At 65.9% G+C, this 12,708-nt stretch carries 11 protein-coding genes; 7 read left to right on the top strand and 4 right to left on the bottom strand.

Going from position 1 to position 12,708, the window contains the following annotated elements; translation table 11 throughout:
• Nucleotides 1-5: 5 nt before the first annotated feature.
• The 3 genes from E0H73_RS30425 to E0H73_RS30415 form a co-directional block, all read right to left on the bottom strand.
• Nucleotides 6-542: a mycothiol transferase gene (locus E0H73_RS30425; protein ID WP_131362030.1), complete on the bottom strand. Its 537-nt coding sequence runs from the start codon at nt 540-542 to the stop codon at nt 6-8.
• A 40-nt stretch (nt 543-582) separates the two neighbouring features.
• Nucleotides 583-1,746: a lipid II:glycine glycyltransferase FemX gene (locus tag E0H73_RS30420; RefSeq protein ID WP_131362029.1), complete on the bottom strand. Its 1,164-nt coding sequence runs from the start codon at nt 1,744-1,746 to the stop codon at nt 583-585.
• A gap of 120 nt (nt 1,747-1,866) precedes the next feature.
• Nucleotides 1,867-2,481 (bottom strand): DUF4386 domain-containing protein, encoded by a 615-nt coding sequence (locus E0H73_RS30415; RefSeq protein WP_131362028.1) that lies wholly within the window; start codon nt 2,479-2,481, stop codon nt 1,867-1,869.
• A gap of 287 nt (nt 2,482-2,768) precedes the next feature.
• Between E0H73_RS30415 and E0H73_RS30410 the strand changes: the two genes are divergently transcribed.
• Nucleotides 2,769-4,829 carry a glycoside hydrolase family 36 protein gene (locus E0H73_RS30410; RefSeq protein ID WP_131362027.1) on the top strand — a complete coding sequence of 687 codons (2,061 nt, stop codon included), beginning with the start codon at nt 2,769-2,771 and terminating at the stop codon, nt 4,827-4,829.
• Nucleotides 4,830-4,835: 6 nt separating this feature from the next.
• On the opposite strand, the gene E0H73_RS30405 is transcribed toward E0H73_RS30410, so the two are convergent.
• Nucleotides 4,836-5,591 (bottom strand): DeoR/GlpR family DNA-binding transcription regulator, encoded by a 756-nt coding sequence (locus E0H73_RS30405; protein ID WP_131362026.1) that lies wholly within the window; start codon nt 5,589-5,591, stop codon nt 4,836-4,838.
• 216 nt (nt 5,592-5,807) lie between these two features.
• Between E0H73_RS30405 and E0H73_RS30400 the strand changes: the two genes are divergently transcribed.
• Genes E0H73_RS30400 through E0H73_RS30375 form a run of 6 tightly spaced genes read left to right on the top strand, consistent with a single transcriptional unit; the run spans nt 5,808 to nt 12,473 of the window.
• Entirely contained in the window at nt 5,808-7,142 is a 1,335-nt protein-coding gene (locus tag E0H73_RS30400) for an ABC transporter substrate-binding protein (RefSeq protein WP_165555882.1), read from the top strand.
• Nucleotides 7,139-8,101: a carbohydrate ABC transporter permease gene (locus E0H73_RS30395; RefSeq protein WP_131362024.1), complete on the top strand. Its 963-nt coding sequence runs from the start codon at nt 7,139-7,141 to the stop codon at nt 8,099-8,101. Before E0H73_RS30400 ends, E0H73_RS30395 begins: the two co-directional genes overlap by 4 nt.
• Nucleotides 8,098-8,931, top strand: coding sequence for a carbohydrate ABC transporter permease (locus E0H73_RS30390; RefSeq protein ID WP_131362023.1), 834 nt, complete (start codon nt 8,098-8,100; stop codon nt 8,929-8,931). The genes E0H73_RS30395 and E0H73_RS30390 overlap by 4 nt, the downstream gene beginning before the upstream one ends.
• 40 nt (nt 8,932-8,971) lie before the next feature.
• On the top strand, nt 8,972-10,336 hold the full coding sequence (locus tag E0H73_RS30385; RefSeq protein ID WP_131362022.1) for a family 4 glycosyl hydrolase: 1,365 nt from the start codon (nt 8,972-8,974) through the stop codon (nt 10,334-10,336).
• Nucleotides 10,333-11,466, top strand: a complete 1,134-nt coding sequence (locus E0H73_RS30380) for an SIS domain-containing protein (RefSeq protein ID WP_131362021.1) — start codon at nt 10,333-10,335, stop codon at nt 11,464-11,466. Before E0H73_RS30385 ends, E0H73_RS30380 begins: the two co-directional genes overlap by 4 nt.
• Nucleotides 11,463-12,473: an N-acetylglucosamine kinase gene (locus tag E0H73_RS30375; RefSeq protein ID WP_202867628.1), complete on the top strand. Its 1,011-nt coding sequence runs from the start codon at nt 11,463-11,465 to the stop codon at nt 12,471-12,473. The genes E0H73_RS30380 and E0H73_RS30375 overlap by 4 nt, the downstream gene beginning before the upstream one ends.
• Nucleotides 12,474-12,708: the final 235 nt, after the last annotated feature.

The following is a 12,708-nucleotide window of genomic DNA, read 5'->3' as shown; positions in this document are numbered from 1 at the left end:
CCGGTTCAGCGAGGGTCGTTGCCTCGGAGGCCGTCGATGGCTTCGCGGAGGAGGTCGGCGTGGCCGGTGTGTTTGAGGTACTCCTCCAGCAGATCGATCAGGAAGCGGCGGCGAGTCTTGGCCCAGGCCGGTTCGCCGGTGTCGATTACCACGTCGAGACCGCCGCCCGCGCTCAATTGCGCCCACGTGGTTTGGGAGCGTTTCGCGGCGGCGTACCACTGGGCGTAGAGCTGCTCCGGGTCGTCTGAGACCGCGGACTCCCAGCCCCACTCGTCGTTCTCGACCCAACTACGGACGTCCCACGGCGGCCCGAGAGGTTGCTCCGCCGCTTGCGCGGTGAAGCCGTCCTCGACGAACGTCATGTGCTTCACCAAGCCCGCCAGCGTCATCGTCGACGGCGCATGCGTACGGCGTAGCTGCTCTGCGTCGAGACCGCCGGTCTTCCAGGCGAACTGCTGCCGCACCCGATCGACCGCGAACCGCAGCATCTCCGCATCGGTGCCACGCGGACACTCGGACAGCTGAATGTCTCGCCAGTCCATGGAGCCTCCTCATCGTTCCTGGGAACGATGACATGTTGCCTCAGCCCCGGTCCTTTTCCGAGCGGCGGCGATGACGGAAGTGGGTCATCGCCCGGTGCAGGGTGCGGTTGATCGGTCCGGGAAGCGGCCGCTCCCATTCGCCGACGGTCTCGACAACCTCGCCGCCGGTGCCCAGCTTCCACCGCAGCAGCCCGTACGCGGCGTCATCCGGATCCAGCGAAGCCGACACACCGCGCATGTCGTACCGCTCGGCGCCGAGCTTCTGGGCGTCCGCCATCATTTTCCACTGCAGGATGTGGCTCGGCCTGACGTCGCGACGGTGATCGGCGGACCCGCCCGCCTGATACCAGACACGCCGCCCGACGACATTCATGGTGTGGGCCGCAAGTACTTCGTCCCGCCAGCTCGACAAATACAACCGCATCTGCCCCGGCACCTCGCCGTTCATCACCCGGTACTGGCGTTGGTAGTACGCCAACGACCGCCCCGAGCGGAACCCGTTGCGTCGTTCGGTGGCGCTCAAAAGCTCATAGAACGTCGGCAGGTCGCGCTCGGCCCCGAGTCGTACGTCGACCCCCGACCTCAACGCCTTGCGAATGTTGCGCTGCCACTCCTTGCTGAAGCCGGCCACGAGATCGCGACCCGCGATCGGGACCTGGAACAGATACCGCGGCTGCGCATCGCCTGCCGATTCCCGCTCGCCGCATCGATGCCATCCCAGGGTCCTCAACCGATCGGCGATCGCCGACCCGACTGGCTCCACCACATCGGGCAGGACATGGTCCACCCGGCGGCCAGGAGCGACAGCCGACCTCAAGGTGGCTGCCTGCCAACGCCGTAAGGCTTTCGGCGGTCCCAACCTGACCGCGAAAGCCTCCCGTCGCTCCAGATAGTCGAGCAGCGGATCGAGCCAGCGTTCCAGCCAGGGATCCGCCCAATCGATGTCCGGGCCCTCAGGCAGATACGCATACCACCGGGACAAACCTGGCACCTGCCGAAACAGCACCAGCGTCGTACCGACGACCCGTCCGTCGCCGTCCCGCCACGCCAGTAGCTCGGATTCCCAGCCGGTCTTGACCTGAGCCCAGGACGGGATCTGCAGAAAACTCCTGTCGTCGTGGAGATCGGCCACCGCTCGATAATGCAGCGGCTCGATCTCACCAACCGTCAACTGTTCCTGACGAATCGAAACCTCGGTGCGCACACATCTCACCCCGCCCGCAATCGGCTGTCATGTCGTCGCGTCACCCCCTTAGACGCCTCGACAACCGCGAAAGGTCACACCCGCAGGAGACCCCTTGACTCCGAACTACGCGCGTTCGCCCTACGTCGCCAACGCCGGTGTCCCGACTCCGGGCGCCGTCACCGCCGGCCTGAATCCCTTGGCGATCAACCAGATCGGCATGGCCACGGCCTCGAACAGCCCGCCTGGAATCAGGAGCACAAGGCCTGCTCCCTCATTCAGATCGAGTACGCCGAGAAGGTCGAGGACGACTCCGAGCGAGAGACAGGCGTAGCCGACCAGCCCGAGCACCGCGATCGCCCGAGGGACGATCTGAGAGACAAACAGCAGGTAGGTGAGGATCAGACCGCCAATTACCGTTGGGATGTAGACCCAGAGCAGGTGATTCGGAACGACCTCCAACTGTGTCAGCAGATAGATCCCGCACACAGTGGACACGGTGAACTCGATGACTCTCATCACCGGATACCAGATCGCAAGCCTCTGATTGACGTCCTTCAGGACCTGGTACATCAGCAGGCCGATCCCCACGACGGCGATCCCGGAGCACATCATCAGTACGACGCCGACCGTCAACGGTGCGCGGTCGGTATCGCCGTTCTCGAACGCGTCGATCAGTGACGTCCCGACCATGGCGGTGACCATCTGAACCAAGAACAAGATGCCGACAGCGACCGCGATTCCCCTTCTGGACATGACTCTCCTTCGATCAGCATGAGCAAGGAGATGCGAAATCGCCCCCGACAACGGTCTCCCCCGAATGTGACGCCCGCTCCTCCCGGCGGACGTCTGTTCTCACAGTGCGCCTCCCCCGGTCGACTGTCCAGGGTGGGGGATCGTATCGGGACCGCAAATTGCGCGTTTTGATCAATAGTGTGCGCGAATTCATCGGTGTCTTGACGGAATGTGTTCGCCGGATTACGTTTCAGGACTCATCGCGCATATTTGCGCTGCGTCGGCTTTCACTCCTGAGGGGTTTTGGCATGACCAATATGAAGCGGCGGACCGTGTTGAAGATCGCCTTGGGGGGCGCAGGTTTGGCCGCGCTGCCGGCTGCGGCGGCAGGGGCGGCGCGGGGCCCGAAGGTCGTGGGCGTTGGGGATACCTCCATCACTGTTGAGTTCGATGACCAGTTGCACAGCAGCGTCGCGCTGAACGGCTCGCGGCTGACGCAGTTCGACGCCGGTGAGGCGTTGCTCCTCGGCGACACGGTTATCGACACCTTCGCCTACCGGGAACACCGGACGCGGAAGACCTGGCATTCCCGGCATGGCGCAGGTGTGCAGGTGACCATCGAGGGTGACTCGAAGGAAGACGTGCGGAAGACCGTGGAGCTCACCTGCTACCAGCGATTGAGCGGCATGGCCGTCATGCAGGTGACCTACACGAACCTGTCCGGCAATTCGCTCGACATCACCGGCTGGCGGAACGGAGCCCACGAACTTCTGCAATCACCAGGCGGGTTCTACACCTTCTCCGGCTCCACCCACGAGGACCGGCGCGACTGGGTGCAACCGGTGACCGACGACTTCGTCCAGGAGAACTCGCTCGGCATGGATGCCTCCGACTACGGCGGCGGCACCCCGATGGCGACCATCTGGCGTCGCACCGGCGGCATCTCCGTCGGACACGTCGAGCCCAAGGCACGGATTCTGCGAATGCCGGTCCGCAAGTCGGAGCACGGAGCGAGCATCGCGATCGAGGGCGACACCCCACGCACCCTGAAGCCGGGAGAACGCCTGACGACCGACACCACCTTCGTGACGGTCCACTCGAGCGACCATTTCGTGCCACTTCAGCGGTACCGCGACTACATGGGCGACCTCGGTCTGCGGGCGCCCAAGGTCGCGAAGTCGGCGTACGCTCCGGTCTGGTGTGCATGGGGATACGAGCGCAACTTCACCGTCGAGCAGGTGCTCGGCACGTTGCCGAAGGTCCGCGACGTCGGGTTCAAGTGGGCCGGCCTGGACGACGGCTGGCAGACCAACGAGGGCGACTGGGACATCAACCTGGCGAAGTTCCCCGGCGGAGACGCGGACATGCGGGCGTTCACCCGGGACATTCGCGACGCCGGCCTGCTCCCCCGGCTGTGGTGGGCTCCGCTGGCTGCGGATCCCGAGAGCAACCTGTTCAAGGAACGCCCCGACATGCTGCTGCTCGACCGCGATGGCAACAAACAACAGGTGACCTGGTGGGACGCGTGGACCCTGTGCCCGGCGTACCAACCGGTGATCGACTACTTCGCCGGGCAGGCGCGGAAGTTCATCGGTGACTGGGGTTACGAAGGACTCAAGATCGACGGGCAGCATCTGAACGGCGTCACGCCCTGCTACAACCCCGCTCACGGTCACGCCCGCCCGGAGGAGTCGACAGAGGGACTCGCGCAGTTCTGGAAGGCGATCCACGACGCCGCGCACGGCGAGAATCGCAACGCGGTCGTCGAACTCTGCCCGTGCGGTACGGCGTTCGCCTTCCACAACCTGCCGTACGTCGACCAGTACCCGGGCTCGGACCCGACGTCGTCGTACCAGGTCCGGACCAAGGCCAAGTCGATGAAAGCGCTGATGGGGAACGGCAGCAGCTATGCCGGCGACCATGTCGAATTGAGTGACGGAGGCAACGACTTCGCCTCCAGCTACGGCGTCGGCGCCGTACTGTCGACCAAGTTCACGTACCCGAGCGACCCACCGGGCACGAAGCCGGGGCGGGAGAAGGTCCTGACCCCGGAGAAGGAGGCGCTCTGGCGCAAGTGGGTCGACCTGTACGAGGAGAACATGCTGCCCACCGGCGAGTACCGCGGTGAGTTGTACGACGTCGGGTTCGACCTGCCGGAGACACACGTCATCGCCAAGGACCCCACGCTGCACTACGCCTTCTACGCCGACCAATGGGACGGAGACGTCGAGCTGCGCGGCCTGGGCAAGGGCAAATACACCTTGACCGATCCCTTCAACGGAACGTCCCTGGGCACCGTCGACGCACGGCACAACACCGTCAAACTGACGTTCGAGAAGTTCCAGCTCGTCGTTGCCGAGCGCCACTGATCCCGTTCAGACCGCGGTCACTTGCACCCCGGCCCGCTGGAGAGCTTCCAGCTGGCCGGGCTGAGCGCCCCGATCGGTGACGACATCGGTGACGCCGGAGAGCATGCTGATCCGAGCGAACGTCACCCGCCCGAGCTTCGAACTGTCCGCGATCACCACACTGCGGTACGCCCGCCGCAGGAACGCGAGGTCGGTCTGCGCCTCCATCTCGTCGTACGTCGTACAGCCCTCCTCCGGCGTGAGTCCGTCCACGCCGATGAACGCGATGTCGAGGTGGTAGTTCGCGAGCATCGCCTCGGCGGCCGGGCCGACCAACTCGTAGGACGAGCGCGCGATCCCGCCGATGAGCACGAGCCGGACGCCCGCGTGACCGACAAGCTCGGAGGCGATGTTGATCGCGTTCGTCACCACGGTGATTCCGCGACGTCGCGCGAGCGCGCGTGACAGTTCGAGGGCCGTGGTGCCGCCGGTCATGCCGACAACAGCACCCTCCTCCACGAAGGAGGCCGCGGCTCTGCCGATGGCCCGCTTCTCCGCCTGCCGCAGCGCCGCTTTGACCCGGGTCGGCACTTCGTCCCCGGACTCGTTGGACATCGCTCCGCCGTGGGTGCGGACGAGCAACTGGTCGCGGCTCAGCAGCTGCAGGTCCCGGCGGATGGTCGCGCCCGAGACGCCGAGCGCCCGGGCCAGCGCGGCGACGTCCACGCTGCCGTGCTCGCCGACCTGATCGAGGATCGCACTCAACCGCTCTGACTTCCGCACATCGGGCACTGTACAAGATGCACATTTTTTGAGCACTTGCGCATTATCCTGCGCATGTAATCGAATGCCTTGACCGGTTGTTTTTCATTCAGCTACGTTCGCATCAAATTCGCGCGATCGAATGCGCAACTGTGCAGCGTCTCTCACTCGTACGCCGGCCGCTTCGGCCAGGGCCGGGATCACAACGGAGAAACCATGCTGAGGACCAGTCGTCGGATGGGTACAGCGCGGTGGAACGCAGCACTGATGGCAGGCGTCACCAGCCTCGCCCTCGTGCTGGCGGGCTGCGGCGGATCGGGGTCGGGAGACAAGCAGAGCAGTGGTGGCTCGACCCAGACCAGCGGAGTGACGATCACCGTCGCGCTCGCGTCGGACCCACCACCGAAGGCCGCGCTGGCCGCGTTCACCAAGGACACCGGCATCACGGTCAACTGGGTGAACATCGACTGGGACAGCCTGCAGAGCAAGATCTCCGCCGCCGCGACCGCGAAGACCTACTTCGCCGACGCCACCAACGTGGACTGGTCCCGGGTCGGTCAGCTCGGCAAGCTGAAGTGGTTCTACCCGATGGACACCTACATCGACACCAAGGCGATGGAGGCCGACGTACCGCAGCTCGCGTCGTTCACCGTCGACGGTCACGTGGTCGGTGTCCCGTACGACGCCTCGTTCATGGTGACGACCGTGAACACGGAGATGTTCCAGAAGGCCGGCGCGAATCCGGCGCCGAAGACGATGGACGAGTACACCGAGGCGCTCAAGACGATCAAGGCGAAGGGTGTCGCCGAGCATCCGCTGAACATCCCGTTCGCGGCCGCCGAGGGGTTGTCGACGTACTGGTACGAGACCACCGGCGCGTTCGGTGGGACGGTGCTCGACAAGGACGGCAAGCCGCAGTTCACCAGCCCCGACTCGCCCGGCTACAAGGCGGCCCAGTGGATGGTGGACGCGCTGAAGACCGGTCTCGTCCCGCCCGGCAACATCAACGTCACCGACTCGCAGGGACAGCAGAACCTGATGGCCAAGGGCCAGGTGGCCAGCACCTTCTCCGACTACTCCGGCAACGTCGGCACGCTGTACAACATCAAGGCGTCGTCGTCGGTCGTCGGCAAGGTGAAGTACCTGCCGACCCCGGGCGCCTCGGGCCCAGCGGCGAACCTCAGCAACCCGGACGGTGTCGGCATCCCCAAGGAGGCCAAGTACCCGAACGCCGCCGCGAAGTTCATCGAGTGGTTCACGGCCACCGAGCAGCAGGCCGACTTCGCCGGAGTGAACGGTCCGGAGAAGACCTTCGCGACGTACCCGATCCCCTCGCACCTGTCGGCGGTCCAGCAGATGGTTGCTAAGGGCAATCTGGTCGGTGGTACCGATCTCGAGCCGATGCTGAAGGGCTCCAAGCCGGTGTTCGAGGGTGGCGCGCCGTCGTGGTACCCGAAGTTCTCGAACGCGGTCTACACCAACCTGCACGCTGCCGCGACCGGCCCGATGTCGGTCGAGCAGGCGATGAAGACGATCGGCGACACGGCGAACCAGCTCGCATCCGGGTCGTGACGGTGAGCTCTTCGACCACCGAACCGATGGCGGCCGAGGGGGCAGCACCGCGTCCCCCGGCCGGTCCGACCAGCGTCGCACCGGTACGCCGTTCCCGCGTCGACCTGCTGCCGTACCTGCTGGTCGCGCCGGTGATGATCTTCATCGCCTGCCTGGCGCTGGTGCCGGCCGTGTTCACCGTCGTGCAGTCGTTCTTCAAGGTCGACGCACTCGATCCACCCACGCGGTTCGACGGATTCGGCAACTTCACCCGGCTCTGGCACTCCCCTGCCGTCATCGGCAGCATCGGGAACACCGCGCTGTACGTCGTGATCGGCGTGACTCTGTCCACCCTGATCGGTATCGGCGCCGCTGTCGTCCTGCAGAAGCCGTTCCGCGGCCGCAGCCTGGTGATCGCCATCCTGATCCTGCCGTGGGCGATGCCGGGAGTGGTCGAGGGCATCCTGTGGACCGGGATCTTCGATCCCAACGCGGGTTTGATCAACAGCGTGCTGTCGTCACTCCACCTCAGTGACGGCAACGCCGTACTGCTCGGCCAGAACCGGTTGCTCACGATCGCCCTGATCGAACTGGTCCAGGTGTGGCAGATCGCGCCGCTCTCGGTCCTGCTGATCCTGGCCGTTCTGCAACTCATTCCGGGCGAGCTGTACGAGGCCGCCCAGATCGATGGCTGTACGTCGTGGTCGGCGTTCCGGCGGATCACGCTGCCACTGGCCCGGCCGGGCATCGCGGTCACCATGGTGCAGGCGGTCATTGCCACGCTCAACGTCTTCGATCAGCCGTACGTCCTGAACGGTGCGGCGAACACCGGGGCCTCGGTCACCATGCAGACGTACTTCATCAGCTTCCAGGATCTCGACTTCGGTCAGGGGTACGCGTTGTCCCTGCTGATCACCATCGTCACGCTGCTGATCTCGCTGGTCGTGGTCCGCCTGGTCTACCGGAGGGTCGAGCTGTGAAACGACGGACCGGCGCCCGCGGTTTCGGGGTTGCGGCGATTCTGATCTGGTCCCTGGTGCCGATCTACTGGGCGATCAAGACCAGCCTGCAGACAGAGGCGGACGCACGCGCCAAGCCCGCGCACTACCTGCCGACGAATGCCACGCTGGACAACTATGCGACGCTGCTGACCGGCGACAGTGACGTCCCGGCGCAGATCCGGCAGTCCGCGGTGAACATCGTCGTCGAGTGCGGTGCGGCGACCATCGTGACCGTGCTGCTCGCGACGCTGGCCGGATACGCGTTCGCGCGGATGCGGTTCCGTGGCCGGAACGTCTTGTTCTACGCCGTTCTGGCGACGATGGCGTTCCCGGCGTACACGACGTTGATCCCGCTCTACCGGATCATGAGCACGTTCGGACTCGTGAACACCTACACCGGCATCGTCCTGGTGTACGTCTCGGGCTTCCTGCCACTGGCGACCTGGATCCTGCACAACTACTTCGCCAGTCTGCCGGTCGGGATCGAGGAGGCTGGGCTGGTCGACGGCGCCCGCCGGCTCCAAGTGCTGTGGCATTTGCTGCTGCCGTTGGCGAGACCGGGCATCATCTCCACCGCTCTGATCACCTTCCTGTTCGCCTGGGGTCAGTTCCTCTTCCCGCTGGTGCTGTCGAGTGATCTGTCCACGCAGCCGCTGACCGTCGTCATCGCCTCTCTCCAGGGACGGCACGTCGTACCGTCGACACTGCTGAACGCGGCCGGTGTACTGGCGATCATCGTCCCCGCACTCCTGGCGCTGGCCTTCAACCGCTACATCGTCAACGGCCTGCTGGCCGGCAGCACCAAGTGACATCCGGCCTGATCGATCCACGTTCCTGAAGGAGAAATCCTTGACCGAGAAGTCCTTCGTCCTGATCGGCGCGGGCAGCACCGTGTTCACCCCCGGCCTGATGACCGATCTCGCCTCGTCGCGGACCTTCGACGGCTGGACGGTCCATCTGGTCGATCTGAACGGCGAGGCCGCCGAGACCATGGCCAGGGTGGGTCGCCGGATCGCCGCCGAACGCGGCGCCGACCTCGAGTTCGTCCCGCACGTCGACCGCCGGGAAGCCTTGCCGGGCGCGCGATTCGTCACCACGACGATCGCCGTCGGAGCCGCCGCCGGCTGGCGGGCCGACATCGAGGTGCCGGCCCGCTACGGCATCGCCCAGACCGTGGGCGACAGCGTCGGGCCGGGCGGCGTACTGCGGGCGCTCCGGCACGTGCCCGAACTAGTGGCCATCGCAACCGATGTCGCAGACCTGGCACCTGAGGCGCAGCTGATCAACTACTCGAATCCGCTGACCGCCAACGTCCGGGCGATCACCCTCGAGACCGGGCTGAAGGCCGTCGGCCTGTGTCACGGGACGATGCACACGCTGTCCAAGCTGGCCGCCGACCTCGACATCCCGCGTGGCGAGGTGAACGCCGTCTTCGCGGGCCTCAACCATCTCTGCTGGCTTCTCGACGTACGCCGGGGTACCGAGGATCTGTATCCGCTGCTGCGCCAGCGCATTGCCGAGCGCGCAGGCGGGGTGGATGCACCCTCGACGAGGGAGGAAGGTGTTCATCTTCCGGTCTCGGCGGATCTGCTGCGGACGTTCGGCCTGTATCCAGCACCGGGTGATCGGCACGTCGCCGAGTTCTTCGGCTGGTACCTGCGCGCCGAGGACGGCAGCCCGGCCGACGAGACTCGGCTGCCCTGGGGATTGCAGGGTGGACGGGACGCGACGATGGAGTACATCGGCGAGAAGGACGACCTCTGGGAGCTCCTGCACGCCCAGGCCGATGGGAAGGCGCCGCTGCCGCGGACCGACAATCAGGAGGCCGAGCGGCTGGTGGCGATCGCCGAAGCCATTGTCAGCGGCAACGAACACGTCGAGCTGGCGGTGAACCTGCCGAACGAGGGCAAGATCCCCAACCTGCCGCCGACCGCCGTCGTCGAAGTGCCGGCCGTGGTCGGTGCCGCGGGAATCACCGGGCTTGGCGTGGGTGCGTTGCCGGACGGGATCGCCGCCGTGCTGACCGCACGGGCTCAACAACAGGAGATCACCGTTCGTGCCGCCCTGGCTGGTGACCGGGCGCTCGCGCTGCAGGCCATGGCACTCGATCCGCTCGTCGGCCGGCTCGACGTCGCGACCGGGATCCTGGACGACGCGATCAAGGCCCACGGGCCGCTGCTGGACCGCTTCGTTGAGACGGAGCCAGTCAGATGACCGGCGCACCGATCACCGCGGACAGGCTGGCTTCTCTCACCACGTACCGCGAAGTCGTTCAGCAGCCGGCGGTCTGGCGTGAGGCCGCCGAGACTCTGGCCGCCAGGTCGGACGAGGTCGCCGCATTCCTCGAGCCACTGTTCGCGCTGCCTGACCTGCGCATCGTGCTGACGGGCGCCGGGACGTCCGCATTTGCGGGGGAGGTACTGGCTCCCGCGCTGGCGCGGACCCTTCGGCGCCGGGTCGATGCGGTGGCGACCACAGACATCGTGTCGAATCCCCGGGAGATGTTCGCCGAGGACGTGCCCACGCTTCTGGTCTCATTCGCTCGTTCGGGCGACAGCCCGGAGAGTGTCGCCGCCACCCAGTTGGCCGCGAGCTGCCTGACATCCGTGCATCAGTTGGTGATCACCTGCAACCCCGAGGGCCAGTTGGCCCGCGAGCACAGCGGCTCCAACTCTTCCCTGGTCCTGTTGATGCCATCGGCAACCAATGATCGCGGCTTCGCAATGACGTCGAGCTTCACCTCGATGCTGTTGAGCGCCTGGCTGGCACTGGCGCCGGACCAGGATCCGCGGCTCGCCGAGCGGCTGGCCGCGGCGGCTGAGCAGGTTCTCGGCCGTCCGGACGAGCTGGCTCGGTTGACCGGTCGCCCATACGACCGGATCGTCTACCTCGGCAGCGGTTCGCTGGGTGGTCTGGCCAGAGAATCCGCGTTGAAGCTTCTCGAACTCACCGCTGGCAAGGTCATCAGCTACTACGACACACCACTCGGCTTCCGGCATGGGCCGAAGGCAGTCCTCAAGGACGGGACGCTTGCCGTCGTCTACCTGTCCAACGATGCCTACACCCGCCGGTACGACCACGACATCGTCGAAGAACTCCGTGCGGCCATCGGGTCCGAGAACGTGCTGGCCGTCAGCGCGCAGTCCGATGATGCGGAGTCCTGGCAGATCGACGGGGTGTCCGACGTGGACGACGCAGTACTGACGCTGCCGTTCGTGGTGATCGCTCAACTGCTCGCGTTGCGATTCTCCATCGCGCTCGGGCGAACGCCGGACAATCCGTTCCCCGACGGCGAGGTCAACCGCGTCGTTCAGGGCGTGACCATCCACCCCCTGCAGCCGTGACGATCTTCCTGGGCGTCGACGGCGGTGGCTCGGGTACGGCGCTGTGCCTGGTGACCGGTGATGGCGAAGTCCTGGCGACCGCCGACGCGCCCAGTTGCTACTACCTCGACCCGGCTGAAGGAGAAGGCGTCTCGCTGGTGGAGCGGATCCTGGCCGAGGCGGTCCCCCGAATCTGCGCGAGTGCCGGGATCGAGCCGGCCGCAATCACGTCAGCGTTCTTCGGCCTACCGGCGTACGGCGAGGTGAGCGCCGACGTACCGCTGCTCGACGCGGCACCACGCGTCGCGCTCGGACACGATCGCTACAGCTGTGACAACGACATGGTCTGTGCGTGGGCCGGTTCGCTCGGGCTTGCCGACGGCATCAACGTGATCAGCGGGACGGGGTCGATGACGTACGGCCGGTACGGCGGCAACGGGGTCCGCGTCGGTGGTTGGGGCGAACTGTTCGGCGACGAGGGCTCCGGCTACTGGATCGGCGTCCAAGGTCTGCGCGCGTTCTCACAGATGAGTGACGGGAGACTGCCGTCGGGCCCGCTGCTCGCCGTACTGCGGGAGGAACTCGAACTGACGTCCGATCTCGATCTGCTCGACGTCGTACTCAATCGCTGGCGAGGCAGCCGGCGGAAAGTGGCCGCGCTGTCCCGACCGGTCGTGCGGGCCGCCGGGCTGGGTGATGCGGAGGCAGCGCGAATCGTTCGTGACGCAGCGGCCGAACTCGTCCGGCTCGTGGAAACCACTCGCTCGCGCCTGGGCTTTGCTCCGGCGGAGATGGTCCCGGTTTCCTACTCAGGCGGCGTGCTCACGGCGCCTGAGGTGCTGGAGCCGTTCACGAATGCGCTGGCGGTGGACAAGCAGACCTACGACCTGCGTACGCCGCTGTACTCCCCCGTGGTCGGCGCGGCACTCTACGCAGCAGCCCGAGCCGGAGAGTCGTTGAGCGCGCACACGCTGATCAACAGCTCCCAGCACGAATCCACCCCGGTCGATCGGGTACAGGAAGGCTAGAGGTGCCCAGGCTTCTCGGGGGTCTGGTTGCTTCGAGGTCTGGGACCGTTCAGCCATGCAGCGGGCCCGGACCGTTCCAATTGGCGGCACGAACAACCTTCAAACGTTCGAATACGTAGGATTTCGGCACGTTGTAGTCCACAATCGTGACTAAGGGACGGTCGACTTCGTCTGCACGGTTGAGCCCCCCACACAGCTCCCGTTTTCCGGAGCCGGCCGTCTCGTGAACCTCTCG

This window comes from Kribbella pittospori (assembly GCF_004331465.1).
In the GTDB taxonomy this organism is placed as follows: Bacteria; Actinomycetota; Actinomycetes; order Propionibacteriales; family Kribbellaceae; genus Kribbella; species Kribbella pittospori.
This window is presented reverse-complemented; position numbering and strand designations above follow the sequence as displayed.